This window comes from Neorhizobium galegae, assembly GCF_017877055.1.
GTDB classification, from domain to species: domain Bacteria; phylum Pseudomonadota; class Alphaproteobacteria; order Rhizobiales; family Rhizobiaceae; genus Neorhizobium; species Neorhizobium galegae_D.
The window spans coordinates 886697-907928 of the sequence record NZ_JAGIPG010000001.1 but is presented as its reverse complement, the minus strand read 5'-3'; the positions used below and the strand labels follow the sequence as shown (position 1 = coordinate 907928).

The window sequence follows — 21232 nt, the reverse complement described above, 5'->3', positions numbered from 1 at the left end:
CCTTCAGGCGATCTTGCGCGCCGCGACGCGGCCCATCGGATGCAGCGAATGCACCTGGAAGGGTGCGCCCGGCTCCTCCTCGATGAACAGCGCCAGGTTGGCGATCTCGACCGGCTTTTTCAGGTAGGGTTCGAAATAATCGCGCAGCGCCAGATCGAAGCGCGGCATCTCGACCGGCGACAGCGGGCCGGTGAGCGTCATGTGGAAACGGAACTCGTCCATCACGTAAGGATGGCCCCAGCGATACAGGTTGGCGAATTGCGGCGCCGAGAGGTCACCAGAATCGCTGCGTTCCAGTTCCGCTTCGGTCAGCGGCGTGCGGAAATTGTCGAACTCCTGGACGACGGAAGCGGCGAGGAACCGGGCGGTATCACACGGGACGACGGGCGCAAGGCCGAAGAAATTGCCGAGCCGGACAACTTCGAGTTTCGGCAGTTCGAACGGGCTGTGGGTGCCGGCAAAGCGCATCAGGTGGCGCAGCAGCATTTGTTCGGTGACGTCGGGCGCCAGCCGGAACGGCGCCTTCAGCGTCGCATGGAAGCCGTGGCGACGCGGCAGCGCAGTGTTGAAGGCGATATCGTGAATGCCGATGCCGCGGATTGCCGGCGGCTCCATCGCATCACCTGAAAAGGCGTTGCGGCCGAGCCACTGGGCCGCGGCAAGCGTCAGCGGATCATGCGCCGGAGGCGTGAAATAGATGGCATAGCGCATGTGTCACCTTCTGAACGTCCTTTTTCAGCAACCCCGTGTTTTACGCATTGCTCAACAATCCCTGCCGTGGGGGTTAAGTGATTTGCGTGACAGAATAACGACGCGGAGGATCGAAAGTTCGCGTTTAACGCGAGGCGACGACAAGGTGATTGGCGAGCGTGAACGACGCCGGGAGGCGAGGTTCCCGGCCGTTCACGGCATTGAGGGCCGCATCCGCCAATCTGTGCGCGATCCCGAAACTCACCTTGAAGCCACCTGTGAGCGCGATCACTCGGGTGTGCTCGGGATGGGCGCCGACCATTGGATCGCGGTCGATCGCCTTCGGCCGCAATCCCGCCCAGCGCTCGACGACGGGGGCCTGGGCCAGGGCCGGCACCAGCGCCCGGGCGCGAGAAATGACGTCTTCGAGCTGCGCATCGGTCGAGGACGGGTCGTCGAACACATCCTCGCTGGTACTGCCGACCGCGACGTGACCGCCCTCATGGGCGACCACATAAAGGCCGTTCAGGAAGATCACCGGCAGGGCGGGATCGATATCGGCCTTGAGGAGCGCCGCCTGCCCCTTGACCGGCTGGCCGATCGGGTGCTTCAGCGGCGGCGAAATTCCTTGAAGCAGAGGGAAGGACCGGTGGCCGGCCGAGACGATGCAGTGGCCGAAGGTGACGACCCCACCACCATGGAATATAATCCTGCTTGCCGCCGGATCGATCGCCTCCGCCTCCAGGCCTTCAACGATCCGGACATTGCTGGCCGACCGAAGGAAGGTGACGAGCGCCGAGACGAGGCTGCGCGGTGAAACCCGGGCTGCAAACGTGTCATGCACCAGTCCGGCAGCCGCGAATGCGGCATCCGGCCACCCGTTTTGCGGGGGGCGGTCGAGCACATGCCAATGAAACCGGCGGTCGCCGCGCCGCCAGCAGGCTTCCGCATCGGCCGAGTGCCCGAGCGCGATCTTCCGTAAGTGCGGCTTCGGCAGCGGGATCAGCCGGCCGGAGCGGCGGTAGCCGCAGACCAGGCCGGTCTCGGCTTCGAGTTCGATGATCTCGTCTTCCAGCGACAGAAGCGCATCGAACTGGAACTGCTTCTTGTCGTTCCACTTGTCGGGCGTATGCGGCATCAGGGCGCCGAGCAGCCCGCCGCTCGCCCCCTGCCCCAGCGGTCCCGCGTCGACAAGCAGGGTACTGATACCGAGCCGCTCGGCCTTGACCGCCGCCCAGAGCCCCATGATTCCACCACCGAGGATGACGAGATCGGCGGACGGTGGCAGGACATGAGATTGACCGCCGGAGCCGGCAGGATTATCCGCATGTCCCATGAGCGACCGTGATCCTGAAATTCGTGTGACCGAAAGCCAGACCCTGGACTGGCATGACGGCGATATGCCCTATTCGCAAAAGTTTGGCGATCACTTTTATTGCCGCACCGACGGCCGGCTCGAATGCGGTCATACGTTCCTGGCCGGCAACGGCCTGCCGGAGCGCTGGGAAAGGCACCGGACTTTCCGGATCGGCGAACTCGGCTTCGGCACGGGGTTGAACTTCTGCGAGACCTGGCGGCAGTGGAAGCTTGCCCGCCCCGCAGGCGCGAAGCTCCATTTCACCTCGTTCGAACTCTACCCGATGCAACGCGACGAGATCGACCGGGCGCTTGCCCGCTGGCCGGAGATCGATGCGGAACGGCAGGCGTTGGGCGAAGCCTGGCCGGACGAACCCGCCGGCCACGTCGTCATCGAGGCGGACGCCCAGACGCGTCTGACGGTCGTCTGCGGCCCCGCGCTCGAAGGGGTCTCCGCGGCCGAGGCGGATTTCGACGCCTGGTTTCTCGACGGTTTTGCGCCGGCGCGCAATCCCGACATGTGGTCGCTCGAAATCATGCAGGCGATCCACGACAAGACCCTGCCCGGTGGCACGTTTGGCACCTATGCCGCAGCCGGCTTCGTGCGCCGAAACCTTCAATCGGCCGGCTTTACGGTCGAGCGGCGGCCGGGTTTTGCGGGCAAGCGCGAGATGCTGTGCGGCATCAAGCCCCCGCCCTGATCGGATCGGCCGAACGCAAGACAGCCGGCCCGAAGACCGGCTGCACCTCAATCATCTCTCATGTTCCGCCTACTGGCAAACCCGCAGGCTTTCCATATGCCAGCCGCCGTCATAGGCGTTGCGGACCCGGCGGTCCTCGAACCAGCAGCGCGGCCGTGGCGGCGGTGGCGGGTCGATGTAACGCGGTCCGCCGTCATTGGCGAGAGCGCCGCCGATGAGGCCGCCGATGACGCCGGCTGCCAAGCCGCCGGCGATCACCGCGCCGGTGTTATCGCGATGCCTGCGCGGCGGAGGTGGAGGGGGCCGGCGATCGTATCGGTCGTATCGATCGTAGTGCCTGTCCCATTGCTGGGCCGCGGCTTCGCCGGCCGGCATCACGATGCTGGTGCAGGTGGCGGCCAGGATCAGCGCCGAGACAATTATCTTCTTCATCACAAGCGTCTCCGTTTTCACCGAGCCGCGCCTGGAGGTGCAGGAAAAGACCCGATATTGCCGAACAATGCACATGCTGTGATTAATGGTCCCTGAACGGAAAAACCTCTTTTGGCAGAAGAACCCCGGTGACGGAATCGACCGGGACGGTCTCCAGCGGGCGTTGCCGAAAGCGCGGCTGCCGTGCGAGGTCTCGATCCTGCCTTATCCGCGGAGGGACTAAACGTCGCTCCACATCGGCGAAATGCGCCCATGCCGCTCCAGATCAAGCGCGGACCACCTCTCGAATTACGAAATACGTACCGGCGAGTATTTCTCGCCATTCATTGTTGGGCCTTCCCGTTCGCGTAACGCCTTCATACTTCTGCGCGAAAGTGACCTCCGCATGCACGGGAATGGAGCATTAGATGAACTTCACGGACTCCCACCATATTCATGTCCTTGGCGGTCAATATGCGGTCTCTGCCGATCCCGATACGGTACTGACGACGGTTCTCGGCTCCTGCGTCGCGGCCTGCATCTATGATCCCGTCACCAACGTCGGGGGAATGAACCATTTCGTCCTGCCGACGAGCGGCGGGCTGGATATCACCGAACACCCGGAACGTTACGGCGATCTGGCCATGCGCACGCTGGTCGACGATCTTTATGGTTCCGGTGCCGAACGCCAAAACCTCAGGGCCAAGCTGTTTGGCGGCCGCACCCGAAAGTCGAGCGGCTACGATCCGGGATCCCTCAATTCCGCATTCGCCAGGCGGTTCCTTCTGGAGGAAGGCATCAAGCTCGTCGACACCAGCCTCGGCGACGATCTGGCGCGTTGGATCAACTTTCACCCGACAACGGGCAGAGTGCAGATGAGGATTACCGACATCATGCCCGCCCCCTCGATTGCCGGCACGGCGCGGGTCGCGGCGCGGAAAAGGCGATATTGACCGGCTAGGCCACGTCTCGCCGCCGCCTCAGGCGGGACTGCAGTTATGTCGCCCATGGAACTCGGCGGTTCCAGCATGGCGACTACTCCCGGCCGGTAAGCCGCCTGGGATCGTCAATGTAACAGATCAGTGCCGATGAGATCATCAATGCGAGTAGAGAAAACTCCGGCTCAATTCGAAACGGAACTCACGATCGCACCGCCGAGCCAATTGCGGATCTTGGCTTCCAGTGCCTCCGGGCTGATCGGCTTGGAGAGGTAATCGTCCATGCCGACCTGAAAGCACAGTTCGCGGTCGCTCTCGAGCGCATGCGCCGTGACGCCGATGATCGGCGTATGGGTGCCGGTCTGCTGTTCCAACTCGCGGATCTTCTGGGTCGCCTGATGCCCGTTCATGACCGGCATCGAGACGTCCATGATGATGACCGCCGGATCGTGCTTTTTCCACGCTTCGACCGCTTCCGCACCGTTCTTGACGATCTGGAACAGCCAGCCGGTGGTCTGCAGGATCTGGGTGAAGACGATCTGGTTGACCTCGTTGTCCTCGGCCACCAGCACGTCGAGCGTCGGCGCCGCCTGCATGGGTGGCGTGGAGACCGGCGCCGCCGGCTCTTCGGCAATCAACGGCGTCGAAGCAGCCAGCGTGGGTGCGGCAACCGGCCCGGGGGCCTGCACTGTCGTCTGAGGCCGAGCGGCCGCCTGCCCCGCGTCGGCGGCCTTGCGCTTGGTGCGGATCGAACGGACGACGTCGATGATCGTGCTGCGCAAAAGGTTGGCGCGCGCCGGCTTCATCAGATGCGCCTGGATGTTGAGGGCGGCGAACATGCTGTCGTCGCCGGCCATGTCCATCGAGGTCAGGAAAACCACGCCGGTGCTGTCGAAGCGCGGATCGCGCCTGAGGTGTTTTGCGAAATCGAGCCCGTTCATCTCCGGCATATGGTAGTCGAGCACGATCGCATCGACAAAAACGCCGATACGCGCGGCTTCGCTGAGGATCGCCAGCCCCTCGGCGCCGCTGTCGGCTGCAACCGTGTCGAAGCCCCACATGGTGAGCTGCTCGGTGAGGATACGCCGGTTGACGGCATTGTCGTCGACGACGAGGATGCGGGCGCCGCTCGTATTGATCGGCAGGGTGGTGAGCACATTGCGTTCGCTGACCACCTGGAACGGCAGATGCACGGTGAAGACCGAACCGCGACCGACTTCGCTCGTCACGTCGATATAGCCGCCGAACAGTTCGGTGAGGCCCGCCGTGATCGCCAACCCGAGGCCGGTGCCTTCGTGGCGGCGCGTCGACGACGTGTCGACCTGCGAAAACTTCTCGAAGACGGATTTCAGCTTCTCTTCGGGAATGCCGAGCCCGGTATCCTCGATGCGGATCGACAGCATCATCTCGCCGGGGCCTTTCACCTCCGACCTCAGGTCGATGAAGACATGCCCCTTTTCGGTAAATTTCACCGCATTGCCGACGAGGTTGGTGATGATCTGGCGGAAACGCCCCGCGTCGCCCATCACCGTCTCGCGGATCGAGGCGTCGCCGCGCACGATGAGCTCGATATCCTTCTCGGCGGCCGAGGAAGACAAAAGCGTCGCCACGTCCTCGATCGCCTCGACCGGGTCGAACGGCGCCTTGCGCAGCTTCATCTGGCCGGCATCGATCTTGGAGAAGTCGAGAATGTCGTTGATGATCGTCAGGAGCGCGTTGCCCGACTTGACGATGATGTCGATGAAGGTCTTCTGGCGGGTGTCGAGATTGGATTTGGCGAGCAGTTCCGCCATGCCGAGCACGCCGTTCATCGGCGTGCGGATCTCGTGGCTCATATTGGCGAGGAATTCCGACTTCGCCCGGTCGGCAGCTTCGGCGCGCTGCAGGAGGCGGGTCAGATCCTCCTCGCGGCTCTTCATCTCGGTGACGTCGGTGAACACCGCCAGCCAGTGGTCGCTGCCGGTCAGCTTGGCCTCGACATGGATCCACTTGCGGCCTTCGACGCGGAAAGCGGCAAAGACCGGCTTGCCGGCTGCGACATTGTCTTCCCAGGCCTGGAGCGTTGCCGCCGCCTCCTCGGGCGTGCCAAGATCGCCGCGCTCGACGCAATGGCGGAAGAGATCGCGCCACTGGCCCCCGGCGCCCACCATCTCGGCTGGCATTTCGAGCATGGAGGGCAGCGCGTCGTTGGAGAAGATGATCTCGCCGTCATGCAGGATGAGCAGACCTTGCGACATGGCGCTCGTCGCGTCGCGCATCAGCGCGCCGTGGGTTTCGAGCGCGGCACGGGCCTCCTGGATCTCCTGCTCGCGCTTGCGGACAGCCGTGATGTCCATGTAGCTCAGCAGGATCTTCCCGCCGGAGAGCCGGGTGCCGGAGATGACGATCACCAGACCGTTGGCGCTTTTCACCTCGATCGGCGGCCGCTCCTGGCCATCGGTCAGGGCGGCGATGCGCTCCCGGTAGATTTCCTCGAAGCTGTGCGTCGAGCCGCTATAGATGCCGTGGTCGAAATTGACCTTCAGGAAGTCCCGGTAGGAACGGCCGGGCAGATCGAACTGCTCTCCGGCGTCCCAGAAGGAATAGAAGGCCGGGTTGGCGTATTCGAACAGGAACTGCTCGTCGAGGATCGCCACGCCGACAGGCATGGTGTGCAGGATCGTCTGCAGATCCTTGCCCATCTTCTCCGCCTTGTTCTGCGCCTCCTTGATGCGGGACACGTCCATGCGCGAACCGACGAGGTTGTGTGCACCGTCACTGGTGGTCACCCGGCGCAGATGCGTGATGACGGGGACGACTGTTCCGTCGGGGAAGGTGATGTCCTCCGACTTCTCGATGTCTTCGCCTGTCATCACCCGGTCGTTCTCGATACGGAAGCGATCGGCCGCGTCGGGGAACATTTCCGTTTCGGTCTTGCCGAGAAAATGGCTTCTGGGCTTGCCGAGCATCGCCTCGTAGGCGGCATTGGCATAGGTGAGCTGGCGGTCGCTGTTGCGCACGAACACGGGCACCGGCAGGTCTTCGAGGACCGCGCGAAACAGGTCCGTCTCCGAGACATGGCTGCGCAGGAGCATTTCCTGCTCCTTGAATTCGGTCACGTCGTGGCGGATGGCGATCAGCAGACCGTTCTCGAGGCGCTTGTTGATGCTCCGCAGCCAGCGCCCGTCGGAAAGCTGGTCGGTGCTTTCGGAATAGGGAAGCTCGAACGGCTTCATTCGCTCGGCGATCCACGCGTCCTTGCTCGGCACATTGGGACCGAAACTCGCCGGCGACACGCGCTGGCGGCGATCATAGGCAAATCCGAGGATATCCTTGAGGGTGATCCCCGGCTGGATATCGATCGAGATCGACGCAAAATGGTTGATGAGCTGGGAATTGCAGTAGAGCAGAACGTTGTGCTTGTCGTAGATGCCGATGCCCATTTCGAGCATGTCGAGGGCATCGTCGAGAAGCGCGTTGTTGAACGGCGAGAACGGCGCGATGGGCTTTGCACCGGTGAGCGGGGTGCCGGCAGGCGGGGCAACCACCTTCGGTTCGAACACGGCACCAATGCCCGGAACCGCTGCAAACGTGCCGAAGAGATAGGTGTGGTCGTCCTCCGTGAGGAAACGCTCGATATGGATCTCATGGCGGACGACGCCCGAGCGGTCGAAGCAGAGCGCCGTCTCGTCGGTGCCGAAGACGATCGCCCGGCATTCCTTTTCCTTGCGGTCGGCATCTTCCGACGCGCCTGCAAGGCCGCGGCTGGTATTGCCGGCAAATTCGCTCGGATGCTTGCCGAAAAGGCGTGCATAGGCGGCGTTCACCGCCACGTAGATGAGGGCGCTGTCCTTGATGAAGGCGGGCTCGGCGAGATCGTTGATCCGCTCGCACGCCGTTTTCAAGAGTTCGCTTTCCGTGTCCACCTTCTCCCGCTCCTTCGTGCCGGCCGATATCCGGCTCGATTCGTTTGTCTCCCAATCGATTGATAACACCATAGCGAGTGTTAATATCGTGTTGTTGAAACGGTACGACTTATCGTTTCTGGCATTTGTCAATCGGAGGCATCTCGATATGACGGAAAACGCAATCCAAGGTAGAATCCGGCTATCACCGGTGTCGGTCGCCCGCCACTCGGATGAAGGTGCCGGGGCGGAATCGGAAAGAAAAATACGAAACTAGGCCCGCTGGCTTGCATCAAACTTCCTCCATCTTATCGCCACGTTGTCGCCATGATCCACATTAGCGATTGCTCAGGCTTGACGAAAATCAACCGAAGGCGGCATCAAGCTGAACGTCCGTTCAGACTATCGGGAAATCATCTCCATGAATCTGCCGCCTTTGCGCGCCACGATTTCTGCACCCCTTGAGGACAAAAAGGGAAAGGAAAAAACATGTCGGCACTGAAGAAGACGATATCACTCGGCCTCGTCGCACTGTCCGTAGCGGGCGCCCTGACGGTGACCGCTCCTGCGGCCGAAGCCCGCGACCGCCACCATCGCGACGTCTGGCCGGGCGTGGCTGCGGGACTTGCCGGCGGCATCATCGGCGGCGCGATCGTCGCGGGATCGCAGCGGCCGACCTATGTCGAGCCTGAATATGTGGAGCCGGAATACGACTATGCTCCCCCGCCCCCGCCGCCCGTTTATTACCGCCGCGCCTATTACCGGGACTACCCGCCGGTCTGCGAACTCGAATGGCGCCGCAACCGCTATGGCGAACCCTATCGCGTCGAAGTCTGCTCGCGCTGATCAGCAAGGCTGATCGCATATCCTAAAGGCCTGTTTCCGCCGCCGGCGGAGGCAGGCTTTTTGCTGTGGTGGAGATATTCTGAGCGCCGTTGCGGCCGCGGCCGGGAAGCCGATCCATTTCGCGATTGCGAAACATCTGCTTGACTTTTGCCCGGAAAACCACCAAATGCGCTTCAGCTTTCACCTTCCGGCCGCCGCGTGAGTTGGCCCCGCGTCATTAAAGACACCGCGAAGAAGGAACAAGGCGCACAGATAGATCGCCCTCGATCCCGGAGGGTTTAAGCGCTGGAGAGCAATTTCCAACTTGCAAGTTCCCACTTCACGCGGGGTTCTTGACGCCAAAGGCAGACCGGACGGCATGGTGCCAGTCCGGCGATACGCTTTTGGCGCCCCGAAAAGGTATTCGACTTGACGAATTTCCATGAGCTTGGTCTGTCCAAGCAGACCGTAGCCACTCTGTTTGCGCTCGGTTACGAAACGCCGACCCCGATCCAGGCCCAGGCGATCCCCCAGCTTCTCGAAGGCCGCGACATGATCGGCCTTGCCCAGACCGGCACCGGCAAGACCGCCGCATTCGGTCTGCCGATCATCGAAATGCTTGCCAAGGATCCGAAGCGTCCTGACAACCGCACCACCCGTACGCTCATCCTCGCCCCGACCCGCGAACTGGTCAACCAGATCGCCGCCAGCCTGAAGAGCTACGTGCGCGGCACGCCGATGAAGATCAACGCCGTCGTCGGCGGCGCCTCGATCAACAAGCAGCAGCTGCAGCTCGAAAAAGGCACCGACATTCTCGTCGCGACCCCGGGCCGCCTGCTTGACCTGATCGCCCGCCGTGCGATCGGCCTGACCGCGGTTCGTTACCTCGTTCTCGATGAAGCCGACCAGATGCTCGATCTCGGCTTCATCCACGATCTGCGCAAGATTTCCAAGATGGTGCCGAACAAGCGCCAGACCCTGCTCTTCTCGGCCACCATGCCGAAGGCGATCGCCGATCTTGCGTCCGACTTCCTCAAGGATCCGGTCCAGGTTTCGGTCACGCCTCCGGGCAAGGCTGCCGACAAGGTCGAACAGTTCGTCCACTTCGTGGTCGGCAAGAACGACAAGACCGATCTTCTGAAGAAGTCGCTCGAAGAAAATCCGACCGGCCGCGCCATGGTCTTCCTGCGCACCAAGCACGGCGCCGAAAAGCTCTCCAAGCATCTCGAGCATGTCGGCTTCAAGGTCGCCTCGATCCACGGCAACAAGAGCCAGGGCCAGCGCGAGCGCGCCCTCAAGGCCTTCCGTGACAACGAGATCCGCGTTCTGGTCGCCACCGACGTCGCCGCCCGAGGCATCGACATCCCCGGCGTTACCCACGTCTTCAACTACGATCTCCCGGAAGTACCCGACGCTTACGTCCACCGCATCGGCCGTACCGCACGTGCCGGTCGCGACGGCATCGCGATCGCCTTCTGCGCTCCCGACGAAGCGCGCCTGCTGCGCGACATCGAGCGCCTGATGAACATCGAGATCACCACCGCATCCGGCGAACGCCCCGAAGGCGGCCGCCAGCCACGCGGCGGTGCCGGCAACAACAACCGTGGCGGCGCTGCCAATCGCGGCCGTGGCGGCAACGGCCAGGCACGCGGCAACGGCGAAGGCCGTCCCGAGCGCCGCGAACGTCCGGCCCGCAAGCCGTTCTTCGCAGCCGAAGGCGCCGAGGGTGGGGATCGTCCCCAGCGTCCGGCCCGCGCCAACGGCGATCGTCCCCATGGTGACCGCCCGCAGCGCGACAACCGTCGCAACGACGATTTCCGCGGCCAGCGTCGCGGCGAAGACGCTCCGCGCCCGGAAGTAGACAACGACCTCTCGACCACATCGGATTTCCGCCCGGTCAAGAAGCAGTTCGGTCCCCAGAACGGCGAAGGCCGTCCGGCCCGCACCGAGCCCCGCAAGGAACACCGCAAGGGCGGCAATGGGGCTAAGAACCCCCATGCCGCACACGGCGCCCATGAGCCCGCTGCCCAGCGCAGCAATCGCGGCCCGCGCGTCGAAGCCGCCCGGCCGGCCAATGGCGCCAATGCGGGTCCGGTAAAGTTCGGCAACGATAACCGCTCCGGCGGCCAGCAGGGCCGCACACGCCGCCCTGCATAGGGAAACAAAGCAAAGAGGCCGCGCGAGCGGCCTCTTTTTTTGTCATTTCACCGCCGCGTTGCCTCCATCCACGAAGAGCGCCGACCCTGCCACGAAGCTCGCCATCGGGCTCGCCAGGAAAAGTGCCGCCCGGGCGATTTCCTCGGGCTGAGCGATGCGCTTGAGGGCATGCAGACCTGCCGCCCATTCCTTTTGTGCCGCGTCGCCGGCCATGGGAGTGTCCGTGCCGCCGGGCAAGAGCGCATTGGCGCGTATGCCGCGCGCTCCATAGTCGGCGGTAATCCCCTTCACCAGACCCATGATCCCGGCCTTGGATGCGCCATAGGCGCCCATGCCGGGGATGCCGACGCTGGTGCCGACAAAGGTGGAGGTGAAGATGATCGATCCGCCGCCGCGTTCGAGCATGGCGGGGATCTGCGAGCGGGCGCCGAGGAAGGCGCTCGTGAGGTTCGTGGTCATGGTATGCTGCCACTCCTCTCGTGTCACCTCGCAAAGCGGCTTGTAGGGCCCGACCGTACCTGCATTGTTCAGGGCAATGTCGAGACCGCCAAACCGGCCAAGCGCGGTTTCGAGCAATGCCCGGTGGGTCTCCTCGTTCGCGACATCGCCTGCCACGGCAACCGCGCGGCCGCCGGCCGCCTCGATCTCGGAAACAAGTTTTTGCAGTTCCGCCTCGCCTCGCGCGTTGACAACAACGGCAGCCCCTTCCCGGGCGAAGAGAAGGGCGGCGGCTCGGCCGATGCCGCTTGATGCACCGGTAACGATGGCAACTTTGTTGGTCAGCATGATGTAACTCCTCTTGGGTTTACATCCGCTGTCTAAGGGGTCCCGGCTCCCGCCGACACCCGTTTCCTGACCGGCCGGAAAACTCTCTCAAGCTTTCCGGTTCACCATGTAGACGCCCGCCACCACGATCACCGTGCCGACGATCATCGGCAGGGTCAGCGGTTCCCCGAAAAGAATGGCCGCCTCGATCGCCACGACCGGCGGCATCAGGTAGATCAGCGAGGCGGCGCGGGAGACCTGGCCGCGGCGGATGAGGTAGAGCAGCAGGCCGACGGCGCCCATGGACAGGCCAAGCACAGACCAGGCCATGGCGAAGATCGCCTCATGCGTCCAGTCGAAGCGCAGGTTTTCGAGGCTGAGCGCCAGCGGGATCGTCACGATCAGCGCCCCGACGAATTGCAGCGTCGCGATCGAGAACAGGTCGCCCTCCTGTAGGTGGCGCTTCTGGTAGAGCGTACCGTAAGTGACCGAGGTCATGGCGACGAGGTTGATCAGCACCGGAACCGCAAGTCCTCCCAGCCCGCGTTCGAAGACGTCGAGAAGCTGCGGCGAGATCGCGATCAGAATGCCGGCAAAACCGAGCGCCAGGCCGACCTTCTGCAGGGGCTTGAGGCGCTCGCCGAGGAAAATCGGCGCGACCAGGGCGGTCAAAAGCGGCTGCAGCCCGGCGATGATGCCGGAAAGGCCGGCCGGCACGCCCTGCCCGATCGCATACCAGACGCCCGCAAGATAAAGCCCGTGCAGGAAAACGCCGGAGAAGATCGCGTGCCCGATCTGAACACCGCTCTTCGGCCATTTTGCCCCTGCGATCAGGCAGACAACGAAAAATGCCGCCGCGGCGAGCGCGTGGCGTCCGGCCAGAAATGTCAGGGGATCGGCGTGCACCGCCGCATATTTCGCGACGATCCAGCCCGTGGACCAGAGGAAGACGAAGAGGGCCGGAGCCAGACGATCGAGCATGACGGGGGATTTCCGGCGGAGTTTACGGCAGGCGCCGTTTTCATGGGGGCCGCTTGGCTTATTCCCACCTCGTTTCGTCGTCAAAGCAGAAAAACTGATGATTGCGATGAACGGCGTTTGAGAGAGGGGGCGAGATCCTTACGTCGGAAGCGGATCCTGCCCCATCAGCCTTTGTCCCATGGAGGCCGACTCGCGCACCACGCTGAAACCATATCCGGTCATCTCCCGCTCATAGGCATTGAGTGCCAGCGCAAGGCCGACCTCGCCGCGTTCGACGGCGACGATCGCATGTCCGAGCAGCGCCGCATCGCGCATGGCGACGTTGGCCCCTCGACCGAGCGTCGGCGTTATCGCATGGATCGCGTCGCCGAGAAGCGTCGCGCGAGAAGTCTCTCCGAGATCGCATGGCACGCTCGTATGCATCTCGATCGAGAAGAAGGAGGTCGGATCTCCCTGGGCCGGAACAGCCCTGGCGGCGACGGGCCAGCCATCCAGCATCCTGCCCGAAAGCGCCTGAAGCGCCTGGCTGCCGGCCTCTCGCAGCATGGCGTCGTCGTTGCCGAAATATTCCCGGCGGCCGCCAATGATGCAGACGACATAGTCGTCCTGGCTGGAAAGACCTGCCTCGGGCGCGAACTTGTCGGAAGCGACGTGCGGACGGTTCGGAAAAACCACCGGTCCCAGTCCGAGGAACACCCGCCGATCATCGGAAGCGACGGTGAAGACGTCAGCCAGAACCTGCTTGGGCAACAGGCGCTGAGCCTGTTCGATCGGAATGCGGCCGTAGATGGCGCGCACCCCGGTATCCATGATCCGCGCCTCGGGAAGGCGCTGCCGGCGCACCGCAGAACGGATCCCGTCGGCGCCGACCAGAATGTCGCCCCGTTCGGTGCTGCCGTCGGCAAACACGGCGGTCACCCCTTCGGCATCCGTTTCATAGCGCAGCAGCCGGGCACCGAAGCGGCAGACATCCTGCAGGCCGGTCAGAAGAATATGCCGCAAGGTGGCGCGGTTGACATTGACGTGCTGCGCAATGCCCTCGGCGAGCCAGTGGCTGGGCGACTTGTCATGCCCGCCGCTCGGCATCCGCCGCAACTCCTTGAGGCCCGTATCGACGATCGTCGTGAACGGCAAAGGCCGCATCGCGGTCGCTTCGAAAAGCCGGTAGAGATTGTCCGGCAGGACTTCCCGAAGGGCATTCACCCCATCCCGGTCGATATGCAGGCGATAGCCCTGCGGGCGATCCCAGGGACTCGCATCGCGTTCGAAGATTTCCACCTCGACATCACCACGACGCAGCATTTGCGCAAGGCAAAGCCCACCGAGACCGGCACCGGCAATCATAACTTTCAGCTTAGGCATAGGACGCTCCTCTTCCGTATCGGAAAAGGACGTACAGGTTGTGCCCGCTCCCCATGAGCGAACCCTTATACGAACGCAAAGCGTCACCCGGACTACCTACCGGGCAGTGACTTTTGCACGTCCGGTTTCTTTATGCCGAGCGGTCGAATTTCTGTCAAGCAGCCGATTTCGGGAGCCTTCACGGACCCGGACCGCGCGATCATTTGCAAACGGAGCGGAATCGATGCCAGCCGGCGACATTTGATCAGCGCTTGGGCAACTGATGTTTTTCAAGGCAGGAGACTTATTCACCCTCTCCTAAAATAGGACGCTTGCCGAGCGCCAGAATCAGCGCATCTACTGACAGGTGGGGCCTCGAGCCTGTGTTTTTTGACGCGCAGAATTCTTTTCCGCGAATTGCGCACAGTTCTTGCATTGCCTGCACCGTTGTATTCTTATGGCCAAAAAAGGGGAATGCGCCTTTGGCATTTGACGAAATGTTGACTGCGGAAAACCTTCCGCGACCGCCATACAAGACCTACCACGAATGGTATGCCAGTCAGGACGCTGCGCACCTGATCCGCAAGACCCAGGACGCGGAAAACATATTCAGGAAGACGGGCATCACCTTCGCGGTCTATGGACACGCAGACAGTTCCGAAAAGCTCATCCCCTTCGACATCATTCCCCGCATCATCTCGGCTCGTGAATGGCGCAAGCTTGCTCAAGGCATCGAGCAGCGGGTTCTGGCGCTCAACGCCTTCCTCGACGACATCTACCACAAACAGGAGATCATCAAGGCCGGCCGCATTCCCCGTGCGCTGATCGAGAGGAACGTCACCTTCCTTCCCGAAATGATCGGCTTCAAGCCGCCGGGCGGCGTCTACACTCATATCGTCGGCACCGACATCGTGCGCACCGGCGAGGACCAGTTCTACGTGCTGGAAGACAACGCCCGCACTCCGTCCGGAGTTTCCTACATGCTGGAAAACCGGGAAACCATGATGCAGATGTTCCCGGAACTATTTACGCTGAACAAGGTGCAGCGGGTCGAGGACTATCCGCGGCTGCTGCGCCAGTCGCTCGCCTCGCTTGCCCCTCCCGGCTGCAAGGGCCGGCCACGCGTCGCGGTGCTGACGCCCGGCATCTTCAATTCGGCCTATTACGAACACTCGTTCCTCGCCGACCAGATGGGCGTCGAGCTCGTCGAAGGTGCCGATCTGAGGGTCATCGACGGACGCGTCAAGATGCGCACCACCCGCGGCTACGAGGCGATCGACGTGCTCTACCGCCGCGTCGACGACGACTTCCTCGATCCGATGACCTTCCGCGCGGATTCGGCGCTCGGCATTCCCGGCATCATGGACGTCTACCGGGCCGGCAACATCACCATCGCCAATGCCCCCGGCACCGGCATCTGCGACGACAAGGCGATCTATTCCTACATGCCCGAGATCGTCGAATTCTATACGGGCCGCAAGGCGCTGCTCGAAAACGTGCCGACCTGGCGCTGTTCCGAGCCCGACAGCCTCAAATACGTGCTGGAGCACATCGAGGAACTGGTCATCAAGGAAGTTCACGGTTCGGGCGGCTACGGCATGCTGGTCGGCCCGACGGCAAGCAAGAAGGAACGCACCGAATTCGCCGAGAAGCTGGCCGCCAAGCCCGCCAACTACATCGCCCAGCCGACGCTGGCGCTGTCCACCGTACCGATCTTCGTCAACAAGGGGATCGCCCCCCGCCACGTCGACCTGCGCCCCTATGTGCTCGTCTCCGACAAGGTGAAGATCATCCCCGGCGGTCTGACCCGAGTGGCCCTGAAACAGGGTTCGCTCGTGGTCAATTCCAGCCAGGGCGGCGGCACCAAGGACACCTGGGTACTGGAAGATTGAGGTCGTAGACACATGCTCGGAAGAACTGCAAACGGCCTCTACTGGATGTTCCGCTACATCGAGCGGGCGGAGAATATCGCCCGCCTCGTCGATGCGGGCCTGCGCGTATCGCTGACCCGCGCCGGCTCCTCCGACGAGGACTGGCACGGCGTGCTCGAAAGCGCCGGCGTGCGCGAAGCCTATTCGCAAGTGCATACCGAACTGACGGCGGCGGATGCCATCGACTACCTGCTGCGCGACACGTCGAACCCATCGAGCGTCATGTCCTGCATCGAATTCGGGCGCAACAACGCCCGCATGGTGCGCACCGCTCTGACCCGCGAAACCTGGGAGGCGACCAACGAATGCTGGATCGACCTGAAGGCCCGGCTCGCCCGCAAGCTGAAGCAGACCGACCTGCCGGAACTGATCGACGTCATCAAGCACCGCTGCGGCCTGATCCGCGGCGCCTTCCACGGCTCGATGCTGAGGAACGACCTCTACAATTTCTCGCGCATCGGCACTTTCATCGAGCGCGCTGACAATACCAGCCGCATTCTCGACGTGAAATATTATGTGCTGCTGCCGGCAATCAGCCAGGTCGGGTCGAAGCTCGACAATTACCAATGGGAATCGATCCTGCGCTCGGTCTCGGCCCACCGTTCATACGGCTGGGTCTATGACGGGGAATACCAATCCGCCAACATTGCCGATTTCCTCATCCTGAAAGTGCAGATGCCGCGGTCGCTGGCTTACTGCTACGAGAAGATCGTCAGCAATCTCGGCTACCTTGGGGAAACCTATGGGGAGCAGCTGAAGGCCCACGAGACAGCGGCAGCAATCCGCTCGACGCTGAAGCGCGGCTCGATCTCCGACATCATGGACCACGGCCTGCACGAATTTCTGGAGGATTTCGTCAGTCGCAACAACCAGCTCAGCGCCGAAATCTCCGAAGGCTACCGCTTTTATCAGTAGGCCCAACAGGCACAGGATTTACCGCACATGCGGCTGAAGATCTCTCATACGACCGAATATCTCTACGACGAGCCGGTGCCCTATTCGCTGCAGCGCCTCAGGCTGACGCCGATCGACGGCCCCGGCCAGAAGGTGTTGAACTGGGCCGTCAGCGTGGACGGCGCCAAGATCGAGGCGGGTTATGCCGACCAGTTCGGCAACCGGGTCGAACTTGTCTCGATCGAAGGCACCGAGCACACGATCCGCATCACCGCATCCGGCGAGGTGGAGACCCAGGACCGCGCCGGCGTCTTCGGCCCGCACCAGGGTTTCTGCCCGCTCTGGCTGTTCCTGCGCGAGACGGCGCTGACCAAGGCGGGCAAGCTCATCCGCGAACTCGCTAAAAGCCTAAAGGGCGACAGCGAGCTTGCCAAGATGCACGCGCTGATGGAAACGATCCACGAAACCGTTGCCTATGTGCCAGGTGCGACCGGCACCGAGACGACCGCCGAACAGGCGCTGGAGGCAAAGACCGGCGTCTGCCAGGACCACACCCATATCTTCATCACGGCCGCCCGCCTGCTCGACATCCCGGCACGCTACATTTCCGGCTACCTGCTGATGGAAGGCACGACGGAACAGGCGGCGACGCATGCCTGGGCGGAAGTGTTTCTGCCGGGCCTCGGCTGGGTCGGCTTCGACGCCTCCAACAACATCTGCCCGAACGACAGTTACGTGCGGGTCGCCTCCGGCCTCTGCTACCGCGACTGCGCCCCCGTCTCCGGCATGCGCCTCGGCCCGGCCGGCGAGAACCTCAGGGTTTCCCTGACGGTGGCGCAAAGCCAAAGCCAGACACAGTCCCAGGGGTAACGGACGCGCGAAGACCGGGGACGCTGCCTGGCATAGCAGGCGTTCTCGGCCGACCGTAAAACCACCGGCTCAGGCCGTCGTGCGGCGCAATGGTTTGTTAACCACGCACCGCGTTCCCGATTTCACAGGCAGTTCAAGGGTTGAAGATCCGGAAGGCGGCAATCTATGCTGCATTGCGGCATGGACTATTGCCTGCCTACGATGCGCGGGGCTGCGGGTTACCGAAACGCATGGCAAATGCCATGCCTGAATGAGGATACCAGATGCTTGAGACGTCCAAAACCAAGCCGCAGGATCTCGAATCGATCGCGCGTCATGGCGGAACTTTCCGGCGAATGGCTGCACGCCTGCCCACCTATTTCACCGATCTGCGGGAAAACCCGGCTTGGCTTCCCATGTTCCTTCTGGCCCGGACAATTCCGTTCAGGCGGGCGCATTGGCTGACCGCCAAGCCTGTCTCGAAGTCCGCGCCGACGGAAACATCGATGTTCGGCGATATCGAAGCCGATAAGGTCGCCGACGAACTCCGACGAAGCGGGATCTTCACCGGCCTCGTCCTGCCCGATGCGATTCGGCATGAGATCGCCCGTTTCGCATCCGAAACCCCTTGCTTCGGTAATTTCGAGCGGAAACTCGAATTCCGTGCAGGCGAGCACGCGGAAGCGGAACGCCGATTCGGTCGGGCGATCTTGAGCGGCCACCATTTCGAAAGGATCGCCGGTTGCGAGGCAGCGGTCGCGGTGCAGCAGGACCCTCTTCTTCTGGATGTCGCAAGGCACTATCTCGGTGGTGAAGCCAGACTGATCACCACCCGGACGTGGTGGAGCTTTCCCACTCAGTCCGCTTCGGAGGCCGACCTCAGCCGTGCCTCTTTCAAGTTTCATTTCGATCTCGACGACTGGCGGATGCTGAAGTTCTTCTTCTACCTGTCGAATGTCGATGAGGACGCGGGACCGCACGTCTATATGCGCGGCAGCCACAACAAGCGGCGTCTCAAGCACCAACTGACCCTGCTCGTCGGGCATCCGGCAGAAGAAGTGCTCGAATTCTACGGAGAGGAAAGCGCCGTCACCCTGACGGGTAAGGCGGGCTACGGGTTCGTCGAGGACCCCTTCGGGTTCCACATGGGGACGGTCGCCAAACATCACCCCCGGCTGATGATGGAAGTCGGTTTCGGCGTATCGAAACCCTCAAAGCGCAGATATCACGGCGAGCCCGTCGTACGCTGAAGCGAGCCTGACGGCGGATGAGCCCGCAAAGGGGCTCATCCGATCGGTCGCCGATATTCCCGCACAAGCCCGACACCACCTTCGCATGTTCTGGTTCCGCCCCATAAAAGAGGTGGCGCATGCTGTTTGGGCAATCGGTCTTCCAGTCGGTTCTGACGCGACTGAGGCAAGAGCACGGCGAAGACGAGGCCGAAGAGACCGGCACGGGCTTCCGCATCAAGGGGCTCGGCATGGGTTTCGTCGCGCCGGCGGATGACGGTCCGGCTGTGACCGCCACCGGGACCGAGGCCTATTTCGCTTTCCTTCCCGACATTACCGAGATCGAAATCGAATCGGTGCTGGCGCAAGAGGAGCCACAAGAGCCACCGCCGGCACCGGTCATCCCCGCCCACCTGCTGCGGCTGACGACCGAGGAGATTGCCGCGGAGCTTGACATCACGGCTGCCGATACGGAGGCGACGCTCGGCGAGAAACGCCGGCATTTCGCCAAGGCCAACCATCCAGACGGCGTCGCGCCGGAATTCCGGGAGAATGCCAACACCCGCATGAAGACCGCCAACCTGCTGATCGACAACGCGATCAAAGGTCTGTTCTGGCGCTAGCGCAAATCCTGGTCCTGCTGCTCGTCGACAGGTCTCTCGACCGGCGGCTTTTTCCTTTCGATGAACAACTTGTAAGCGGCGTAGGCCCCCATGGCGCCGACGATGATCGCCCAGAAGGGTTCTCCGGCAACCAGCTCGAAGATCGCCCAGGCGGCGCAGACCGCCGGGATCAGCACCCGGCGCCAGAGCGGCTCGTAGAAGGGATGGTTCGGATCGATCATAATGCTACTCCCGGCCAGTCGTTCGCCACCAGTCACTCGCCATAGGTCATTCCCCGGCGGCCTGCATGCTCTGGCGTGAACCGATGATATCCTGGTCGACGATCGAAAATGCAAGGTTGAGATGTCCCTCGAATACCAGGGAAGGCTCGTCCGGCACGACGGTCAGGCCCGGCATGCCGCCGAGCCGCACCACATGCGTCTGCGCCAGCCCCTCCTCGATACCCGCCTGCAGCAGGTCCTGGTAGCGGGTGCCGGGACCGGTGATGAAGACCGGCATATGGCCATGCAGGCTGAGCAGCCGCGAGAGGCCGTAGCCCAACGCCGCACCCGCATTGCGGAACGCGAGCTGCGCCATGCGATTGCCCTGCCGGGCGCGGGCGGCGATCTTGTCGATTTCGGTGACCGGCACGAATTTCGCCGGGATCGTATCCACCGGCACCTCGAAGGCGGCGCGCAGGATGGCGTAGAAACCGGCATAGGCCTCGACGCAGCCGCGCGCGCCGCAGCGGCAAAGCCCGCCATTCGGCATATGCAGCATGTGCCCGAAATTGGGCGCCGAGATTTCCGGAACACCGCCGGTGACCCGGCGCGCGATCCCGAGCCCGATACTGTGGCCGAGCGAAAGCGCGGCCAGAACCGGCTCGCCGCCGCCCTGCGTCTTCACCTGCCGTTCGAGCAGCGCACCGGCCACCAGCAGTGTCTCGTTGTTGAGGATGACCTTGGCCTGCCAGCCGTCTTTCAGCGCCGCGGCGAAATCGACCGGCTGGGAACCGAAGACCGGCGACCAGACGAGCACCGGTTCTGTCGGACGTGCAAGCCCCTTGCTGCTGACCGATACGAGCAGCACGCTGCCGCGCTCGATGCGGGAACGTTCGACGGCCCGTTCCAGCCCCGCCGAGATGGCAGCCAGGAAGGCCGCGGTGCCGCCCTCGCCGCGCGGTTCGCTGAACCGGTCGAGCAGCGTGCCGGCGTAGTCGACCAGCGAATACTGGATCAGGTCCGACGAGATGATGACGGTAATGAGATAGCCGCAGTTGCGCCGCTGGCTGAACAAGACGCGCGGCCGTCCGCGGCCGACGGTCGCTTGCTGCTCGCTCTTTTCGATGATGCGGGCACGCTCCAGGTCGGCGGTGATCGAGGAGATCGTCGCCGACGCCAGCCCGGTCGCATCCGAGATTTCCGTATGCGCGAGCCGGCCGTGGCGTCGCAGCGCAGACAGCACGAGTACGCTGTTCTGCTGCCGGACCAGTTCCGTGCTCGATTTCGCCAGCATTCCGCCTGCAGCCTCCCTCACTCCAACTGTCGATACGGCAGTGCCTTGCCCTCCACAAGTGCCGATTGACAGCCCTCGGAATCTCTGACATCTAATTTCTCGACTGTCGAGAAAAAGCTTTAGACGCTTTATCCGACAGATTATCTGGCGGGGGGGAGAGCAC

General features: G+C 63.0%; 18 protein-coding genes. 9 read left to right on the top strand and 9 right to left on the bottom strand.

The features are described 5' to 3' along the window. Positions 1-3: 3 nt before the first annotated feature. The gene (locus J2857_RS04145) at positions 4-711 is read right to left on the bottom strand and encodes a DUF1045 domain-containing protein (RefSeq protein ID WP_210008758.1); all 708 of its coding nucleotides are present in this window, start codon (positions 709-711) and stop codon (positions 4-6) included. A gap of 124 nt (positions 712-835) precedes the next feature. Continuing rightward, positions 836-2026 (bottom strand): NAD(P)/FAD-dependent oxidoreductase, encoded by a 1191-nt coding sequence (locus J2857_RS04140; RefSeq protein ID WP_210008757.1) that lies wholly within the window; start codon positions 2024-2026, stop codon positions 836-838. Here J2857_RS04140 and mnmD point away from each other — a divergent pair. Continuing rightward, positions 2025-2747, top strand: a complete 723-nt coding sequence (mnmD, locus tag J2857_RS04135) for a tRNA (5-methylaminomethyl-2-thiouridine)(34)-methyltransferase MnmD (protein WP_210008756.1) — start codon at positions 2025-2027, stop codon at positions 2745-2747. The two genes, J2857_RS04140 and mnmD, sit on opposite strands and share 2 nt — an antisense overlap. A gap of 69 nt (positions 2748-2816) precedes the next feature. On the opposite strand, the gene J2857_RS04130 is transcribed toward mnmD, so the two are convergent. Next, positions 2817-3179: a hypothetical protein gene (locus J2857_RS04130; protein WP_210008755.1), complete on the bottom strand. Its 363-nt coding sequence runs from the start codon at positions 3177-3179 to the stop codon at positions 2817-2819. 407 nt (positions 3180-3586) lie between these two features. On the opposite strand from J2857_RS04130, the gene J2857_RS04125 reads away from it, so the two are divergent. Further along, positions 3587-4111 (top strand): chemotaxis protein CheD, encoded by a 525-nt coding sequence (locus J2857_RS04125; RefSeq protein ID WP_210008754.1) that lies wholly within the window; start codon positions 3587-3589, stop codon positions 4109-4111. Between the two features lie 170 nt (positions 4112-4281). Here the strand turns inward: J2857_RS04125 and J2857_RS04120 are convergent, their stop codons facing one another. Next, the gene (locus tag J2857_RS04120; protein ID WP_210008753.1) at positions 4282-8001 is read right to left on the bottom strand and encodes a response regulator; all 3720 of its coding nucleotides are present in this window, start codon (positions 7999-8001) and stop codon (positions 4282-4284) included. 468 nt (positions 8002-8469) lie between these two features. On the opposite strand from J2857_RS04120, the gene J2857_RS04115 reads away from it, so the two are divergent. Together J2857_RS04115 and J2857_RS04110 are read left to right on the top strand one after the other, a co-directional pair. Beyond that, on the top strand, positions 8470-8826 hold the full coding sequence (locus tag J2857_RS04115) for a hypothetical protein (RefSeq protein WP_210008752.1): 357 nt from the start codon (positions 8470-8472) through the stop codon (positions 8824-8826). A gap of 408 nt (positions 8827-9234) precedes the next feature. Then, complete coding sequence (locus J2857_RS04110) at positions 9235-10962, top strand: DEAD/DEAH box helicase (RefSeq protein WP_210008751.1); 1728 nt, start codon at positions 9235-9237, stop codon at positions 10960-10962. Positions 10963-11004: 42 nt separating this feature from the next. Here the strand turns inward: J2857_RS04110 and J2857_RS04105 are convergent, their stop codons facing one another. The 3 genes from J2857_RS04105 to J2857_RS04095 form a co-directional block, all read right to left on the bottom strand. Further along, entirely contained in the window at positions 11005-11748 is a 744-nt protein-coding gene (locus J2857_RS04105; RefSeq protein ID WP_210008750.1) for an SDR family oxidoreductase, read from the bottom strand. Between the two features lie 87 nt (positions 11749-11835). Then, a complete protein-coding gene (locus J2857_RS04100) occupies positions 11836-12708 on the bottom strand; it encodes a DMT family transporter (protein WP_210008749.1) in 873 nt (290 codons plus the stop codon). Between the two features lie 138 nt (positions 12709-12846). After that, positions 12847-14070, bottom strand: coding sequence for an FAD-dependent oxidoreductase (locus J2857_RS04095; protein ID WP_210008748.1), 1224 nt, complete (start codon positions 14068-14070; stop codon positions 12847-12849). Between the two features lie 461 nt (positions 14071-14531). Between J2857_RS04095 and J2857_RS04090 the strand changes: the two genes are divergently transcribed. From J2857_RS04090 to J2857_RS04070, 5 genes are all read left to right on the top strand, one after another. Further along, complete coding sequence (locus tag J2857_RS04090; RefSeq protein ID WP_210008747.1) at positions 14532-15941, top strand: circularly permuted type 2 ATP-grasp protein; 1410 nt, start codon at positions 14532-14534, stop codon at positions 15939-15941. Between the two features lie 12 nt (positions 15942-15953). Further along, the gene (locus J2857_RS04085) at positions 15954-16895 is read left to right on the top strand and encodes an alpha-E domain-containing protein (protein WP_210008746.1); all 942 of its coding nucleotides are present in this window, start codon (positions 15954-15956) and stop codon (positions 16893-16895) included. A gap of 27 nt (positions 16896-16922) precedes the next feature. Beyond that, positions 16923-17744 (top strand): transglutaminase family protein, encoded by an 822-nt coding sequence (locus J2857_RS04080; RefSeq protein WP_210008745.1) that lies wholly within the window; start codon positions 16923-16925, stop codon positions 17742-17744. A 263-nt stretch (positions 17745-18007) separates the two neighbouring features. Further along, complete coding sequence (locus J2857_RS04075) at positions 18008-18973, top strand: hypothetical protein (RefSeq protein ID WP_210008744.1); 966 nt, start codon at positions 18008-18010, stop codon at positions 18971-18973. Between the two features lie 119 nt (positions 18974-19092). After that, on the top strand, positions 19093-19575 hold the full coding sequence (locus J2857_RS04070; RefSeq protein WP_210008743.1) for a hypothetical protein: 483 nt from the start codon (positions 19093-19095) through the stop codon (positions 19573-19575). On the opposite strand, the gene J2857_RS04065 is transcribed toward J2857_RS04070, so the two are convergent. Further along, positions 19572-19796: a DUF3329 domain-containing protein gene (locus J2857_RS04065; RefSeq protein WP_210008742.1), complete on the bottom strand. Its 225-nt coding sequence runs from the start codon at positions 19794-19796 to the stop codon at positions 19572-19574. The genes J2857_RS04070 and J2857_RS04065 overlap by 4 nt on opposite strands. 46 nt (positions 19797-19842) lie before the next feature. Then, entirely contained in the window at positions 19843-21069 is a 1227-nt protein-coding gene (locus tag J2857_RS04060; RefSeq protein WP_210008741.1) for an ROK family transcriptional regulator, read from the bottom strand. Positions 21070-21232: the final 163 nt, after the last annotated feature.